This window comes from Flavobacterium sp. UBA7663, assembly GCF_002483315.1.
GTDB lineage: Bacteria > Bacteroidota > Bacteroidia > Flavobacteriales > Flavobacteriaceae > Flavobacterium.
In genome coordinates, this window is the sequence record NZ_DLHR01000019.1 from 20,713 (window position 1) to 37,962 (window position 17,250).

Consider the following 17,250-nt stretch of genomic DNA (forward strand, 5'->3'; position numbering starts at 1 on the left):
ATTAGAACATAAAAGTTCTGTTGAATAATTCCATGTTTTTCTCTTTGGTAGCCCCTTGAATTAAAAACCAATCCACGATAGCCCAAACTCCTAAACCACCACAAGTAAGTAGTTTTCCAACTCCCATACCAGTATCACCGATATAGAAACGGTCAATTCCGTAAGCTCCAGCAAAAATTGAAATTAATAAAGAAGTTGTTGGGTCTTTAAACTGAAGTGTTTGTACCATTGGCCATTTATCGTCATCCATTTGTAATAAACGTTCTCTGATTGCATTTAATTGATGACCTTCGAAAAATTTCGCGTTCGTCATCATGAACATGTCTACTTTTTGTGATTCCATTGTAAAATTGTTTGTTTTAGTTGTCTCCTACTCGTAAGGCTTTTCGGATGCGCCATAAAATGCTAATATAAAAATATTTTCTTTATTAGTCGACAACAAAGTCAAATGTTACAAACATTATTAATAAATCTTACAAATCTTATCTACAATGGTTTGTGCTAATTTTTGATGACTTTCAAAAGTCCAACCCGCAATGTGTGGTGTTAGTAATACATTTTCAGCTTGTAAAAGATATTCAAAAGCGGCGGGTTTTTCACCTTCAAACAAGGTTTCGAAAGATAGTTTTTCGTATTCCAAAACATCTAAACCGGCGCCTAAAATTTTACCTGATTGTAATGCTTCAACCAAATCCGCAGTTACTATTGAATTTCCTCTTGCTGTATTAATCAACCAAAATGGTTTTTTAAATTTATTTATGAAATCCGAATTTACCATTTTATCGGTTTCGGGTGTCCAAGGTGTGTGCAAACTTAAAACATCAGCTCTTTCTTGAAGTTCGGATAATGGTACTTGAGTTGCATTTTCATTTCCCATATTCGGTAAAATATCATGACATAAAACCGTTACATCAAATCCACGTAATTTTTTGGCGAATGATTTCCCCATGTTGCCATAACCGATAATTCCGATAGTTTTTCCTTCTAATTCGTGTCCGCGATTGGCTTCTCGTTTCCATTGACCGGATTTTACTTCATTATTGGCTTTGTTTAGATTATTAAAAAGTGATAATAGCATTCCGATAGCGTGTTCGCCAACTGCATTAGCATTTCCTTCTGGAGCAGCAATTAAATGAATTCCTTTCGTTTTAGCGTAATCACAATCGATACTTTCTAAACCAGCACCAACTCTAGCAATGAATTGCAAATTAGTAGCTTTATCTAAAAACGTTTTATCAATTTTAAATCGACTTCTAATGACAATTCCGTGGTAGTTTTCAATTTTGGCTTCTACTTCTTGTTTGGATGAAGTAAAATCGGCTTCGTTATGAAAACCCGCTTGTTCTAATTGTTCCCAAAGCAAAGGATGATTGCTATCGATGTGAAGTATTTTGATTTGTGCTACGTTCATGATTTTCTATTGAAATATAAAAGTACAAGAAATTATGATTCAAAAAAAATGAGGCCATTTAGACCTCATTTTCATTTTATAAGTTTAACCAAGATTCTGGATTTAGTGTTGTTGTGTTTTGTAATACTAAAAACTTAATTACCGCACTTCCAGAAGAATCGGTATGGATTTTTCCGATATTTTGTTTGATTGTCACTTTTTGACCTTTGCTTACGCTAACAGAAGATAAATTCAAATAAACAGTAATAAAATCTCCATGCTGAATATAAACTGCTTTGTTGTTTGCCGAAATTACTTGAACTTGCAACACTTCGCCACCAAAAACAGCTCTTGCCGAAGCACCTGGTTTTGTAGAAATTTCAACACCACTGTTATGAATGGTTAAATTTTTATGAACTGGATGCGGTTGATCGCCATGTTTTAATGAAATATAACCATCAACAACCGGCCAAGGCAATTTACCTTTATTGGCTTTAAAATTATCTGAAACTACTTTTCCTTCAGCAGATAACACAAATTTTGATGCAGCCGTTGTTCCTGCTTTTGGAGCTGTTGTTCCTGTTTTTGCAGCATTTCGTTTATTAGCAGCAGCAATTTCTGCGGCAATTAATTTTTTGATTTTCGCATCAATATCTTTTGCTTCTTTTTGCTTTTTGCTAATTTCAGCCGATATTTTCTTTTTGTCTTTTTGAATTAGTTTTGCTAAACGCTCTTGTTCTTGCTTCTCTTTTTCTAACTCTTGCTTTTCTTTTTCAGTTTGAGCTAAAACAACTTCTTTTTCTTTTTTACTTTCCGATAATCGTTTTTCAGCGACTACTAGTTTGTTTTGTTTATCCTTGATTTCTTCCCCTTGCATTTTTCTAAATCCTGCATATTGTTTCATATACTGAATTCGTTTATATGCTTGAAGAAAATTTTCTGCTGAAAGTACAAACATAATTCTACTTTGCTCGTTTCGGCTTTTGTATGATTTTACAATCATTTTTTCGTAATCTTCTTTCAATACTTTTAATTCTCTATTTAACTTGTTCATTTCTAACTGTGTTAAATAGATTTCGTCACTTAATAAACGCGTTTGCTTTGCCGTTGTATTGAGTAATTTTTGACGTAATTGAATCAAGTTTTTTTGCTGACTAATCTGTTTTAAAACCGATTTTTCTTTCTTTTTTTCAGCTTCTAAACGTGCTTTATTTTCTGAAATTTCTTTCAGAATTTGTGCTTTGCGCTCTTCTAACTTTTGCTGTTCAGAAGGTTGGGCAAAACATAGGCTTGTAATAAAAAAGAAAAATAGGATTTTAATGAATTGGTTCATGCAACAAGGATTTTTACAAAGGTAGTTTTTTTACTTAAATAAAAAATTAATTGATTTCAACTGCGGTGTAACCACTAGGCACCGAATAAGGATAACTCAAATTCTCATTAAATGTTGTGTTCTTATACTCAATATCGATAGTCACTTTGTCTTTCTGTTCCGCTTTAATATTGATTTCATTTGGTAAAAACATTCCTTTTTCTTCTTTGAACGAAGGATAACGAATTTCTAAATTTCGGTTTTTACTTGCTTGAGTTATTGTTTCTTTTTTTAATAAATAATTAGCGCCTTCAAAATAAAATTCTTTGGAAACATCAGCATTCGTAGGTAAAGACAACTTGAACATTTTATCCACCACTTCTGAAATCCACTTATCTTTTGTTAAATCGTCAATTGATTTTCCAAGAAATAAATTCTGTACTTTATTGAAATCTAAGTCGGTTCCTAACCAATTGCTTAACATACTGAAATCGCCTTCAAAATATGTGTTATTTATCTTTTCGTAATAGCTCACTTTTGTTGGAGTTATCATCGCTTTTGCCATTGGAATTCCGAAAAACTTAATGTTTATCCAGATGATTTCATCTTTTTTAATTCGAATATCGGCATTCATAGAATGAGATTGTTTCTCATCTTCGTATTTAGCGTTTGCTCTGATATTTAGCGTAGTAAAATCGTGTTCATTTTTATAATGACCTTTGATTACTTTTGAAACTTCGGTATTTTCATTTGCGGCGGCTGTAGCAACGGCTTGCTTAGATTTACATCCGATTAAAAAAACGACTAAAAAGGCTGATAGTATTGACTTCATTTATTTTTGTAATTGCTTTAATTTGTTGGTGTACACTTCTTTTTTAACCTTGTCATTCAAATTCTCGCAACTGATAATTAATTGTTTGTAAAAATTAACATTGAAACGATTGTTGTAAATTCCAGATTCTGTAGGATTAAACTCAACTACAAAATCCAAGCCGTTTTCTAAAATGTTCTTTGCTTTTTTATATTCTCTAAGTTGATTGTACCCTAAACCAGCATAAAAATAGAACCCAACTTGTGTTGGAAATGACTCCAAATATTCTTCTGCTTTTTTGGTTACCAATTGAAAATCTTGCTTCTGAATTAACACTTCTAAGTACAATTCCATCGCTTCAACATCATCAGAATTCTTTTTGATTCCTTTATCAAAATATTTCGAAGCATTTTCTAAATCGTTCTTTTTCCAGAAAAATTTGGCAACTTCTTTAGCTACATTAATTTCTCTATCGTTATCAAAATAAGGAATTGCTTTGTCAAGATCTTTCAGAAATGTTGGGTTTTTTACAGCAAAAATTAAAAATTCATTAAAAACGCGATGTTTGATTTTTAAATCCATTCTATCGTTATCCAAAACTTTAAACATAGATTTTGACGCATTCGTTCCATCGTTATTATTCAAATGAAATTTCACTAAACTTACATGTGCCCAATCGGAATTTGGGATTTCTTTTTCCAATTGTTTTGCCACTTCAAAAGCTTTGTCTTCCTGATTGAAACTCGAGTATAAAACTATTAAGTCGATGTAATTCTGTTCGTCTTTTGGATTCTTTTTAATTGCTTCTTCTAATTGTTCTTTTTGTGGTTTTGTATAAGCATTTGATTCTTGAATCTTCAATTTATAGTATTCCATTGTACTGGTCAACTTGGATTTCGATTCCATGTCTTTCAACAATTCTAACGCTTTTCCATGTTGGTTGGTATTCATGTAAAGCGAAACCAAATCTTCTTTCATGTTAGTATCAAACTCAATTAATTTTTCTACAATCGGAATCGATTTTTGATAATCTTTAGTTTGATAATACACGTCGTACAATCCGTTCCAATACCAACGTTGTTTGTTGTCTAACTCAACTGCTTTTTTGAAAGCACTTTCGGCATCAACATAATTTTTTAGGCTCAAATAATTTTTGCCTAATTCATATTGAAAAGCCGCATTTTTTGAATCTTTTTCAATACATTTTTGAATTGCCACAATAGCTTTATCGTAATTTTCGATGCCGCGTTGTTTTACAGCTTCGTAAAAATTATTCTCCAATTGGTCGTCCACCAAAGCAATCGCATCGGGATTATCTTGCGCAAACAAGTGATTCCCAAAACTAAAAAGCAGGAACGCCAAAAAAGCTATGTGTTTTCTTTTTATCATCTATTCTAAAACCGAATAATCTCCGATACTAATACTTGTAAAATTGCCATCAAAACTAGCATGATTCCCTATCATAGCGTTGTCTAATTTGGCATTTTTGATATGTGCGTGTGTTTGAATCAAGCTATTTTTTATGGTTGAATCAATTACGTGACACCCTTTTCCTAATGAAACATTTGGACCAACGGTTGTATTAATCAACACCACATCTTCACCAATGTAACATGGTGGAATAATAGTTGAATTTTCTAACTTCACATCAGCAGCAACTAAATTTTCGCCATCGTTATGTAAAAAACCTAACATTCTCGTGTTGGTTTCCACTGTAACATCTTTGTTTCCGCAATCCATCCATTCGTCCACTTTACCTGGTACAAATTTCATGCCTTTTGCCATCATTTGTTTAATACCATCGTTAATTTGGTATTCGCCACCATGAATAATGTTATTATCAAGTACCGATTGCAATTCGTTTTTCAAAACAGCAATATCTTTAAAATAGTAAATTCCAATAACCGCTAAATCGGATACGAATTCTTTTGGTTTTTCTACCAATTCGATAATTTCTCCATTAGCATCTAAGTTTACCACACCAAAAGCTTCAGGTTGATCGACTTGTTTTACCCAAATTACGCTATCGGCAGAAGTATCCAAATCAAAATCCGCACGAATTAATGTATCTGCATAAGCAATAACAGCTGGACCACTCAAAGAATCTTTGGCGCACATAATCGCGTGACCTGTTCCTAAGGCTTCGTTTTGATAATAAATAGTTCCTTTTGCACCTAATTTTTGAGCAATGGCAATTAAATCTTCTTCTACTTTTTTACCAAAACTCTCGTGAATAATAAACGCAACTTCGTCTATTTTCTGATTTAAAACTCCGGCAATATCTTCCACTAATCTGTGAACTATTGGTTTTCCAGCTACTGGAATTAATGGTTTTGGAATGGTTAAGGTATGTGGGCGAAGGCGTGAACCACGACCTGCCATTGGTACGATTATTTTCATGTTAGCCCCCTAACCCCCGAAGGGGAATTCCTATTAGGGGTCAATAGGATTTTATTAATTAATTCAATTTATATTTAACTATTTACACAATTTTGTCAATTCCCCCTTTGGGGGTTAGGGGGCTTTACTTCACTCCAGTACTACCAAAACCGCCTTCACCTCTTGAAGTTTCTGACAATTCAGTTACTTCAAGCCATTCAGCGCGTTCGTGTTTGGCGATGATTAATTGGGCGATGCGTTCTCCGTTTTCGATTACGAAATCTTCATTGGATAAATTTACTAAAATCACACCAATTTCTCCACGATAATCGGCATCGACTGTTCCTGGTGAATTTAATACGGTGATTCCTTTTTTGGCTGCTAAACCACTTCTTGGTCTAACTTGTGCTTCAAAACCGATTGGTAATTCAATGAAAAGTCCGGTTTTTACGATGGTTCTTTCTAATGATTTTAATGTAATTGATTCTGAGATATTCGCGCGTAAATCCATTCCTGCCGAAGCGATGGTTTCGTAGTTTGGTAACTCGTGATTTGATTTATTGATGATTTTGATTTGCATATTATTTTCTTCTGATAATCGTTAAAATGGTTTCTTTTTCGTTTCGGTATACAAAGTAAGCAAAAAACAAGATAGATGCAATTCCGAATAAGTAAGTTTCGCGTAAAATTGGCACATAAAATGAAATTCCCGAAAGCACTATTGCTAATCCTAAATAAGTAAAAATTGATTTCTTATCGTATGGAATTGGATATTTTTTTTGTCCCATATAGTATGAAATGAACATCATGGTTCCGTAAGCCAAAATAGTAGCAATTGCAGAACCCATATAACTTATGATTGGAATTAAAAGTAAATTTAAAACTAAAGTTACTATTGCTCCAACAATTGAAATATAAGCGCCAATTCTGGTTTTATCAATTAATTTATACCAAACGGATAAATTCGTGTAAATGCCTAAAAAGAAATTGGCTAAAACTATTAATGGCACAACATCCATCGCATCCCAATAAATGTCTTTTGGAACTAAAATTAATTTTAAAATATCAGCAAAAACGATAACACCTAAGCAAATAAACGAACCAAAAATGACGAAGTATTTTGTAATCGTAGCATACGTTTGAGGTGCATTTTCATTTTTTGCGTGACTGAAGAAAAACGGTTCAATTCCTAAAGAATAAGCGGTTCGGAACAACACCATAAACATTCCGATTTTGTAACAAGCAGAATAGGCTCCAATATCAGCCATGTCGACTTCCATCCAATCTAACAAAATCTTGTCGAAATGTTCATTTATAGCAAAGGCAATTCCGGCCACTAAAATAGGCAAACCGTATTGCATCATTTTCTTCCACAAATCAGCATCAAATTGCCATTTAATTTTGAAATAATCAGGTAAAATGAAAAGTAATGTAATCAAACTTGCAATTAAATTTGCAACAAAAATGTATCCAATTTGAAAATCATCATGATATATGGTTTGTAATAACGGATTTGATGATTCATTTGCTAAATCGGGTAAAAGAATCAAAAAGAAAACATTTAACAACAAATTGATTAATACGCTTGAAATCTTAATCACCGCATATTTTATCGGACGACCTTCAGCTCTAATTTTGGAAAACGGAATAATTGCCAAAGCATCTAAAGCTAAAATCCAAATGGTAAAAACAATGTATTCCACATTGATTTCTGACCAAAGTGCTAAATCTTTTCGAAACAAAAGGAACAATGCTAAAAATCCTATCGTTGACCAAAAAAGCGAAATTGTTGATGTAGAAATTACTTTATTTTTATCATTTTCAGAATTATAAAATCGGAAAAAAGCTGTTTCCATTCCGTAAGATAAGATTACGTTGAAGAAAACCAAATAGGAAAAAATAACGGAAACTTCACCCATTTTTTCTTTATCGGTTAGATAATAGACAAAAATTGGATTTAGAATAAAGCTGATAATTCTTGGCAAAACGGTTGCTATGCCATAAATCGCTGTTTGTTTAAAAAGACTTTTGTAAAGACTCAATTTCCTTTGGTTTTAGAATAACAAATGTAATTAAAACTTTGGTTTTGCCGAAGGATAAAGCAACATTGGTTTTTCTTTAACTTCTTTAATAGTTTGACGAATTTCTTTTCCGTTTTTTAAGAAAATTAAAACGGCTTCGTTTTCGGCTAAGGTTAAAGCGTTTTTTGTACTGGTGTAAATTTTGGTATCATCACCTTCAAACTTTTGTTGATTGCCCTCAGTCTTTATTCTTGCAATGAAATGTAACGCATCTTGTTTTTCAAAAGGCGCTTCATGTCCTCTAAAGATTACTTTTTTTAGTTCGATTTCTTTACTTAATTCGGTTTTTAAATCAACATAAAAATTGATCCCGCTTCCACCACCTCGAACACCAGCAACCCAAGTTTCGTAAGATGTAGATAAATTGTTTTCTTGCACTATTGTTTCAGTTGTGTTACAAGAGATTAATGTTGTGGCAAAGAATAGGTATAAAATATATTGAATCATGATAAATTTCGTTTTGATAAAGTTACTGAAATTATTATTGCAAAAAACAGTCCAAAAGTATTGTTTAGCATAATATTTTAATACTTTCGCAATACTATTTGTTAGATTATGACACGATTTTTATTTTTACTTCTTTTTGTTACTTCTACCGTATTTTCTCAACAAAAAATTGAGACAAAAAAAGTTTCCTCAACGCTTTCAAAACACGAAATTACGATACAAGACGATTATGCTTGGTTAGAAAACACTTCTGATAAAGAAGTTGCCGATTGGGTAACTTTACAAAACAATATTAGCGAAGAAAAACTATCAGAATTAGTTAGAAATTATAATTTTTCATTCAAAATAAAAGATTATGATTATTTATCTACGAATGGATTGCCTAGTAAAAAAGGGAAGTATTTTTACAACACCTATAGAATCGATAAAAACAAACCAAGCGTTTTATATTATAGAGAAAGTTTAAATGATTTAGGAAAACCGTTGGTTGATCCTTTTGATGTTTACAAAGATGCGAATGTGGTTTTATCTGGTTATTTTCCTTCCAAAAATGCTAAATATTTGGCTTTTAAAATTAGTCCGAATGGGAGTGATAGACAAGAAATTAAATTTAAAGACTTTACCAATAAAAAATATCTTGATGATGTTTTAACCGATATTAAATTTTCTAATGTTGCTTGGAATGGCGACAGAGGTATTTTTTACAAGAAAAATTCAAACAAAGAGTTCTTTGCAAAAGATTCTACATATCAGTTATACTATCATAAAATTGGAGATATTCAAAGTAAAGACCAATTGGTTTTTGACACTTCAAATACAAAGTCAAACTTTAGTTTTTTTACCAAACAAAATAAATTATTTGTTGTTGAAACAAGCGAAGATGAAACAACTAAAAACTACTATTACACCACTATTGAAAACGAACTATTTCAGTTTAAAAACTTCATAAAAGACGACAAAAGTAATCTTGAACTTTTAAATATTATTAACGATAAATTCTACTTTTCTGATGAAAAATACCCATGGGGAAACATCAGTTATTTTGATATAAATAATAGAACAGAAAGTACTGTTTTAATTCCTCAAATATATTCTCATTTACTAATTGACGCCACTTTTTTAGAAAATTATATTATTTGCAAGTATGACAATATGGGCAAATATTATATGTCTATATACGATTATACTGGGAAATTTATCAGAAAATTTGAAGCACCACACAATATGGATTTTCAAATTAGATTTTATGACGAAAAAACAAATGAACTTTTTGTTACGTTTTATTCGTACACTATTTCTTCATTAAATTACAAGTTAAATATTACTACTGGAGCTAACGATATTTATTTTAATGATTTTATTCAACCAAAACCAACCTTATTCCCATTTAACTATTTTGAAACCAAAACGATTACTTATAAGAGTAGAGATAATAAAGATATTCCGATAGTTATTATTCACAAAAAAGGAATTGAGCTTAATGGAAATAATCCCACTTTATTAAGAGCTTATGGCGGTTTTGGAAGTGTTAGCAGCCCAAATTATGACACTGGGTTATTGCATTTTTTAGAAAAAGGTGGTGTTTATGCCTTTGCGAAAGTTAGAGGTGGTGGCGAAAAAGGAAAAAACTGGCACAAAGAAGGAAAAGGATTGAAAAAAATCAATTCGATTAATGATTTTGTGGATGCTGCTGAGTTTTTAATTCGAGAAAAATATACCAATCCAAACAAATTAGCCATTAATGGTGGTTCGCATGGCGGATTAGTTGTGGGTGCCGCAATGACACAACGCCCTGATTTATTCAAAGTAGTAGTCTCTGAAATGGGAAGATTAGATATGGCTACTCTTGATAAATACACTTCTGGAATACATCATTTTGATGAATATGGAAATCCAAATAACAAAGAAGAATTTCAATCTATGATTTCTTATTCGCCTTATCACACGATTAAAGAAGATGTAAATTATCCAACTTGTTTAATTATTACTTCTGAAAACGACGATAGAGTGCCACCATTTCAATCCTATAAATTTGTAGCAAGATTACAAAATAGAACTGCACAGAAAAATCCAATTTATCTGAAAGTAAATAAAACGGCTGGTCATTCTGGAAACATTTCAAGCTACGAGAAAAGAGTAAAACAACAAAGCGAATTTTATAGTTTTATTTGGGAATACTTGAATAATTAATCCTTCAAATATTTTACAAAATGAAACCCTTTGGGAACAAAACCATGATTCATATAGAATTTTTGTGCTCCAAAATTAGTCGTATAAGCATCTAAAGCAACCATATTGCAATTTTCATCGATTGCTTTTTGATTTAGATATTCGGTCATGATACTACCAATTCCTTTGGAACGAAAATCTTCGTGCACCACCACATTATCTAATTCTAAATATTTGCCAGACCACAATTTAGTACCAATCCAAAACCCAGCTAAACCCATTGTTATTCCGTTTTCCACTACAATTAATTGTTTGTAATTGTGTGGAATCATTTTGTCTAGCAAATCGCCATAAATTTCAAGCGTATAATCGGGATACAATTGTTGTATGATGGATAATTGCTCTAACATTTCGGCTTTAGTTCCTAATTCAATTAACTGTGGCATTTTACTTTTTTAATAGATTTTCGTTGAATAAGTCTAAAATTCTTCGGTATTCGTCAACCCAAGAATACGTTCTTTTAAATCCGTGGGCTTCTACTGGAAATACGGCTAAATCCCAGTCTTTTTTACCTAATTCGATAAATCGTTGTGTTAATCGAACAATGTCTTGGAATTGTACGTTATCGTCTACCATTCCGTGTAACATTAACAATTTGTCTTGTAAATTATTCGCAAAATAGATTGGAGAACTTTTCTTGTACGCTTCAGGATCGGTTTCTGGAAAATTCAAAATGTTTGACGTGTATCCGTGATTATAATGCGCCCAATCGGTAACTGAACGTAACGCGGCTCCAGCTTTGAATTCGCCAGGTTCTGTCAATAAAGCCATTAATGTAATAAATCCACCATACGAACCACCGTAAATTCCTACTCGGTTGGCGTCAATTCCTAAATTTTGAAGCAAATATTTCTTCCCATCCAATTGGTCGGATAAATCTTTTCCGCCCATATGACGGTAAATTCCCGTTCTAAAATCGCGACCGTAACCATCGCTGGCTCTGTAATCGATGTCTAAAACCGTGTAACCTAAATCAGTAAGCAAATTGTGAAACATGAATTCTCTGTGATACGTGCTCCAATAATTGTGTGCGTTTTGCAAATAACCAGCGCCGTGTACAAAAATGACTGCCGCTTTGTTCTTGTTCTCCACTTTTGGTTGGTACAAACGTGCGTAGACTGTCGTTCCATCTTCTGCTTTAAATGTAATAACTTCTGGTGTTTTCCAGTTGTATTTTTTGAATTCAGGCGTAGTTGAAAATGTAATTTGTTTCAAATCGGCATTCGGTTTGTTAGCACCAACGAACAATTCCCATGGTTTGTTTTTATACGAATAGCGCACCAAAAGTGTTTGTTCATCTGGAGATAATTCTACTTCGTAGTTGCCATCATTCGTTAAAATTCCGGTCATTTTTTTGGAAGCGATGTCCAATTTGTAAAAACTTCTGTTGCCCGGATGTGTTGTCGTAGTTGTGATATAAAACGATTTGGTATCATTCGATAATTGAACATTTCGAACTTCCCAATTACCTTTTGTTAATGCTTCTTTTTTCTTGGTTTTTAAATTGTACGTGTACAAATGCGAAAAACCAGTTGCTTCCGATTGAAAATAAATGGTTGAATTATCAATAAAACCTAAAGTTCCGCTACTGAAACTATAACCCGGAATTCCAGGTCCGCCAATCCAAGCTTCGTCATATTGATGATCTAACTCGGTTATTTTTCCTAAAACTAAATCCAATTGTACCATCCAACGGTGTTTGTTGTCTTGACTTCTGATTTCTAAAACAGCATTTTTTCCATCTTTGCTATACACCGGACTTTGCATTACTACAGGAATATCGTATTCCGAATCGCCTTTTAAATCCTCATATTCTTGATAATATTTTGGTGCGTCTTTGATGCCTGATAAATTGGAAAACGAAACGTAATACGTAGTATCTTTTTTTACATTGAAAATTCCGAATTTGTGCTTACTGAAATTATCAAATGAGACTTTTGCCCTTGCTTTTTCTTGACGCGTAAATCCATCAGCGGTGATGAAATTTTCAACATTTGTAGATGGCTGATTTGGATAATCTGAAATTCTAAAGGTTACAAATTTTCCATCAGGCGATGCTTTTACTTGTTCTAACGATGATTTGTCATAGAAAATTTCTTTTGGAAACTTCTCTTTTTTGGATTTGGATTGCGTTTCATACCAATCGTCTGCTTTTGCTTCATCACGAACAAATTGAAACAATTCTTTTTGTTGATCTTTTAGAAATGAATCTTCTTCTTTTGATGATTTACTTTCTTTTCCGGTTCTAAAATTCGTTAATTGAACAATCGAAAAATCTTTGGTGTTGAATTGATATACATTACGATTTTGCTGAAAAAAGATAATATTAGGATCACTACTTCTTTGAACAGAAGCAATTCTATCTGCTAATTGAATTACTTTTTTTGTCTTTTTTGTGGATTTGGTATACGCATATAAAACGCCTTGATTGGTATAATACACAACATCATAATCTTTCTGTGTAGACATAAAATCCAAATCATAAATAGGATTTGAAGTCGTTACTTTTTGAGGCGACTTACTCGATTTGTTCCAAAAATAGGTGCTGTTATCGACTTCATTATTCGGATTCCAATCAAATAAAACGGTTTGTCCATCGATAGACCAACGGTGATTTTCGGGTTGGTGCCCGATGAATTCGTCGCCTTTCATGATGTCTTCTAAACGAAGATTTTGAGCATTACCAAAAAAGGTGAAAAGTAGTAAGAAGAAACAGCAATATTTTTTCATTGGAAAATAGTTTGTTACTTACAAATATACCAATAAAAGTAAATGAGGGAAAAAAGGTTTTGTTAAATGAATTTGTGGTGTGGTGAATATTTCTTTTGGGCACGGAATGTAATTATGCGCTATCTGATTACATTGTCTGATTAGTAATATGACAATTATACTAATTAGATACCTTTGATATATTCTTTAAAAAAATCCATTTATTATTTTCTATTTTTGAATAAATATCAATAGATCCAAATGTACAATCCAAACTATGTGAAATAAGAACCCTATCTTTTCTTTCATTAAAAATTACAAATTGAATTGAGAGTAACTGACATCGATTAAAGTTCAGGGTATAATATTCATTAAAATTTGAATTTGTATTCTTTCTTTTGTAAATAAAATATTCATTAAAATCAAACTTTTTATATTTTTCAAAAATTGGATAATTTTCGATATTTTTTATTGTATTTAATGAGAATAGATTTTTTGTATTTAAATATTTTTTTAATTTAATCGTATCAACACCACTGTCCTCTATCCAATTATTGTACGCTAATGAATCGCCAATAGCAATATACTTAATTTTACTAAAATCATAGTTTTTTTTGTTCAACTCTTTAAAACTGTCAAAAAAAATACTAGACTCATTATTATCGAGTTTTTCATTTTTAATACAGCTTAAAAAACTAAAACAAAGCAGAATGATTGACAACTTATTCATTGGACAAATGTTTGATTTTATCAAAATTAATATCACAAATATAAAACAAAAAAGTCCCGAGTAAATCGGGACTTTTTATAATATCTAAATTAAAATTAGTTGTTCAAAGCTTCTGCTCCACCAACGATTTCTAAGATTTCGTTTGTAATAGCTGCTTGACGCGCTTTGTTGTAGGTTAATTTTAATTGGTCTCTTAATTCTGTAGCGTTATCGGTTGCTTTATGCATTGCTGTCATACGTGCTCCGTGTTCTGCTGCAAATGAATCTCTAATCGATTTGTATAATTGTGTTTTTAATGATTTCGGAATCAATGTCAACACAATTTCTTCTTTAGATGGTTCAAAAATATAATCAGAAGCTACTACTTCGCCACCCACAATTGGAGCTAAAGGTAAAAACTGTTGTGTTCTTACAATTTGAGTTGCAGCATTTTTAAATTCGTTGTAAACGATTTCGATTTTATCGTAATCGCCTTTCACAAATTTATCCATTAATTGTTGTGCAATATCAGAAGCATTTTCGAAAGTTAATTTGTCAAAAATAACATTGTTAACCTCGATTACGTTGTTTGTTTTACGCAAAACGTCGTTTCCTTTTTTACCAATAGCAAAAATATCTACTTGTTTTCCTGCATATGTATCAGCAACTGCTTTTGCTTGTTTAATTACATTCGTATTAAACGCACCACACAAACCTCTGTTTGAAGTAATTGCAACGATAAGTACTTTATTTACTTCTCTTTGAGCTGTAAAAGCACCACCAACTTCTCCTTCAAGAGTTGCACTTAAGTTTTGTAATAGCTCAGTAAGTTTTTCTGCATACGGACGCATTGCTGTAATAGCATCTTGCGCTTTTTTTAATTTTGCAGCAGAAACCATTTTCATCGCCGATGTAATTTGCATCGTAGATGAAACAGAAGTAATCCTATTACGTATTTCCTTTAAGTTTGCCATGTTTTTATAGTAATTAGTAATTAGTGAATAGTAATTAGCTCTTCACTAATCACTATTCACTTTTCACTGAAAATTAATTATATTTTGCTGAAATTTCTTTCGCTACTTTTTCTAAAACGTCAGTGATAGCGTCATCAAACTTACCTGCTTTAAGTGCGTCTAATGTATCTCTGTGTTTAGCGTTTAAGTATTCTAAGAAATCTTTTTCAAATTCTTTTACTTTTACAACTGGTACATTTCTTAACAAGTTTTTAGAACCTGCATAAATGATAGCCACCTGATCTTCTACTGTAAAAGGAGAGTTTAAACCTTGTTTTAAGATTTCAACGTTTCTTTTTCCTTTTTCAATAACGTTTAAAGTAACCGCATCTAAGTCAGAACCAAATTTCGCGAAAGCTTCTAATTCACGGAATTGTGCTTGGTCTAATTTTAAAGTACCAGATACTTTTTTCATTGATTTAATCTGTGCATTACCTCCCACACGAGATACAGAAATACCTACGTTAATTGCAGGACGAACTCCAGAGTTGAATAAATCACCATCTAAGAAGATCTGTCCGTCTGTAATCGAAATTACGTTTGTTGGGATATATGCAGATACGTCACCCGCTTGAGTTTCGATAATTGGTAACGCTGTTAACGAACCACCACCTTTAACGATTCCTTTGATAGAATCTGGTAAATCGTTCATGTTTCTAGCGATTTCGTCGTTGTTAATTACTTTACAAGCTCTTTCTAATAAACGAGAGTGTAAGTAGAAAACGTCTCCAGGATAAGCCTCACGTCCTGGTGGTCTTCTTAATAATAAAGACACCTCACGGTAAGCTACAGCTTGTTTAGATAAATCATCATAAACAATTAAAGCTGGACGACCAGAATCTCTAAAATACTCACCAATTGCAGCACCTGCCATAGGAGCATATACTTGCATTGGAGCTGGGTCAGAAGCATTTGCAGCAACAATAACGGTATAAGCCATTGCACCTTTTTCTTCTAACATTTTTGCGATTCCTGCTACAGTTGAAGCTTTTTGCCCAATTGCAACATATATACAGAATACAGGTTTTCCTGCATCGTAAAATTCTTTTTGATTTAAGATGGTATCAATACAAACTGTTGATTTACCAGTTTGACGGTCACCAATAACCAACTCACGTTGACCTCTACCTACTGGAATCATAGCATCAACTGCTTTTACTCCTGTTTGTAATGGTTCAGTTACTGGTTGACGGAAGATAACTCCAGGAGCTTTTCTTTCTAATGGCATCTCGTATAACTCACCACCGATTGGACCTTTACCATCAATTGGGTTACCTAAAGTATCTACAACACGACCTACCATTTGTTCTCCTACTTTAAGAGAAGCAATACGTTGTGTTCTTTTTACTGTTGAACCTTCTTTGATTCCTGTTGATGGTCCTAAAAGTACCACCCCAACATTGTCTTCTTCTAAGTTCAATACGATAGCCTCTAATCCGTTTTCGAATTGTACTAACTCTCCGTATTGAGCGTTTGATAATCCGTAAACACGAGCGATACCGTCTCCAACTTGAAGTACTGTTCCAACTTCTTCTAACGATGCACCAGATTCAAAACCTGATAATTGTTGTTTTAATATTGCTGAAATTTCAGCAGGTTTAATTTCCGCCATTTTGATATATCTTTAATGGTATATTAATTACTAAACTCTCTTTTTAAATTTTGCAGTCTGCTTGACACAGATGCATTGTATTGTTTGTCGCCCATTCTTAAAATAAATCCACCAATGATAGCTGGATCTACAATATTTTGAATGGTAATATTTTTATTTGAAAACGATGCAATTTTTGCCAATACTTTAGCTTCTAACTCAGGTGTAATTGGGAAAGCGGTAGTTACCTTTGCAATCTCAATTCCGTTAAGTTCATCGTATAAAGCATTGAACTGTAAAGCAACATCGTTTAATAATTCAAATCTTTTGTTTACTAAAAGCAATTGAAATAATCCTTTTGTCTCTTTTTGAGCAGAAGCAAAAATTTCGTTTAAAGACGAAAATTTAATTTCACCTTTAACAACTGGACTTTGCAAGAAATCTTTTAACTCAGCGCTGTCTTTAATTGCGTTAACAATTGAAGTCATGTCTGAATTTACAGCTTGTGTGCTGTTGTTCACTTGGGCAATGTCCAAAATGGCTTTAGCGTATCGAATTGCTGCTCTAGTTCCTGCCATG

At 32.5% G+C, this 17,250-nt stretch carries 16 protein-coding genes; 1 reads left to right on the forward strand and 15 read right to left on the reverse strand.

What is annotated here, in order from left to right; genetic code table 11:
- Nucleotide 1: 1 nt before the first annotated feature.
- The 9 genes from B2741_RS07405 to B2741_RS07445 form a co-directional block, all read right to left on the reverse strand.
- The gene (locus B2741_RS07405) at nucleotides 2-343 is read right to left on the reverse strand and encodes a TM2 domain-containing protein (protein WP_111566344.1); all 342 of its coding nucleotides are present in this window, start codon (nucleotides 341-343) and stop codon (nucleotides 2-4) included.
- A 120-nt stretch (nucleotides 344-463) separates the two neighbouring features.
- Entirely contained in the window at nucleotides 464-1,411 is a 948-nt protein-coding gene (locus B2741_RS07410) for a 2-hydroxyacid dehydrogenase (RefSeq protein ID WP_291137037.1), read from the reverse strand.
- A gap of 76 nt (nucleotides 1,412-1,487) precedes the next feature.
- Complete coding sequence (locus tag B2741_RS07415) at nucleotides 1,488-2,723, reverse strand: murein hydrolase activator EnvC family protein (protein WP_291137040.1); 1,236 nt, start codon at nucleotides 2,721-2,723, stop codon at nucleotides 1,488-1,490.
- Nucleotides 2,724-2,769: 46 nt separating this feature from the next.
- Complete coding sequence (locus B2741_RS07420) at nucleotides 2,770-3,534, reverse strand: DUF4292 domain-containing protein (protein WP_291137043.1); 765 nt, start codon at nucleotides 3,532-3,534, stop codon at nucleotides 2,770-2,772.
- Nucleotides 3,535-4,902 (reverse strand): tetratricopeptide repeat protein, encoded by a 1,368-nt coding sequence (locus tag B2741_RS07425; protein ID WP_291137046.1) that lies wholly within the window; start codon nucleotides 4,900-4,902, stop codon nucleotides 3,535-3,537. It lies immediately after the preceding gene.
- Nucleotides 4,903-5,913 carry a sugar phosphate nucleotidyltransferase gene (locus B2741_RS07430; protein WP_291137049.1) on the reverse strand — a complete coding sequence of 337 codons (1,011 nt, stop codon included), beginning with the start codon at nucleotides 5,911-5,913 and terminating at the stop codon, nucleotides 4,903-4,905.
- 124 nt (nucleotides 5,914-6,037) lie between these two features.
- On the reverse strand, nucleotides 6,038-6,472 hold the full coding sequence (gene dut, locus B2741_RS07435; protein WP_291137052.1) for a dUTP diphosphatase: 435 nt from the start codon (nucleotides 6,470-6,472) through the stop codon (nucleotides 6,038-6,040).
- A gap of 1 nt (nucleotide 6,473) precedes the next feature.
- Nucleotides 6,474-7,934 (reverse strand): lipopolysaccharide biosynthesis protein, encoded by a 1,461-nt coding sequence (locus B2741_RS07440; protein ID WP_291137055.1) that lies wholly within the window; start codon nucleotides 7,932-7,934, stop codon nucleotides 6,474-6,476.
- Nucleotides 7,935-7,964: 30 nt separating this feature from the next.
- Nucleotides 7,965-8,420, reverse strand: coding sequence for a hypothetical protein (locus B2741_RS07445; protein ID WP_291137058.1), 456 nt, complete (start codon nucleotides 8,418-8,420; stop codon nucleotides 7,965-7,967).
- Nucleotides 8,421-8,528: 108 nt separating this feature from the next.
- On the opposite strand from B2741_RS07445, the gene B2741_RS07450 reads away from it, so the two are divergent.
- Nucleotides 8,529-10,610: a prolyl oligopeptidase family serine peptidase gene (locus tag B2741_RS07450; RefSeq protein ID WP_291137061.1), complete on the forward strand. Its 2,082-nt coding sequence runs from the start codon at nucleotides 8,529-8,531 to the stop codon at nucleotides 10,608-10,610.
- Here B2741_RS07450 and B2741_RS07455 read toward each other — a convergent pair.
- The 6 genes from B2741_RS07455 to atpH all read right to left on the reverse strand — a co-directional run bounded on the left by B2741_RS07455 (nucleotide 10,607) and on the right by atpH (nucleotide 17,249).
- The gene (locus B2741_RS07455) at nucleotides 10,607-11,035 is read right to left on the reverse strand and encodes a GNAT family N-acetyltransferase (RefSeq protein WP_291137064.1); all 429 of its coding nucleotides are present in this window, start codon (nucleotides 11,033-11,035) and stop codon (nucleotides 10,607-10,609) included. The genes B2741_RS07450 and B2741_RS07455 overlap by 4 nt on opposite strands.
- A gap of 1 nt (nucleotide 11,036) precedes the next feature.
- Complete coding sequence (locus tag B2741_RS07460; protein ID WP_291137067.1) at nucleotides 11,037-13,379, reverse strand: S9 family peptidase; 2,343 nt, start codon at nucleotides 13,377-13,379, stop codon at nucleotides 11,037-11,039.
- A gap of 160 nt (nucleotides 13,380-13,539) precedes the next feature.
- Complete coding sequence (locus tag B2741_RS07465) at nucleotides 13,540-14,088, reverse strand: hypothetical protein (protein ID WP_291137070.1); 549 nt, start codon at nucleotides 14,086-14,088, stop codon at nucleotides 13,540-13,542.
- Nucleotides 14,089-14,183: 95 nt separating this feature from the next.
- Nucleotides 14,184-15,041 carry an ATP synthase F1 subunit gamma gene (atpG, locus tag B2741_RS07470; RefSeq protein ID WP_026725480.1) on the reverse strand — a complete coding sequence of 286 codons (858 nt, stop codon included), beginning with the start codon at nucleotides 15,039-15,041 and terminating at the stop codon, nucleotides 14,184-14,186.
- Between the two features lie 73 nt (nucleotides 15,042-15,114).
- On the reverse strand, nucleotides 15,115-16,692 hold the full coding sequence (gene atpA, locus B2741_RS07475) for a F0F1 ATP synthase subunit alpha (protein WP_153201107.1): 1,578 nt from the start codon (nucleotides 16,690-16,692) through the stop codon (nucleotides 15,115-15,117).
- A 23-nt stretch (nucleotides 16,693-16,715) separates the two neighbouring features.
- The gene (gene atpH, locus B2741_RS07480; RefSeq protein ID WP_133608826.1) at nucleotides 16,716-17,249 is read right to left on the reverse strand and encodes an ATP synthase F1 subunit delta; all 534 of its coding nucleotides are present in this window, start codon (nucleotides 17,247-17,249) and stop codon (nucleotides 16,716-16,718) included.
- Between the last annotated feature and the right edge of the window lies 1 nt (nucleotide 17,250).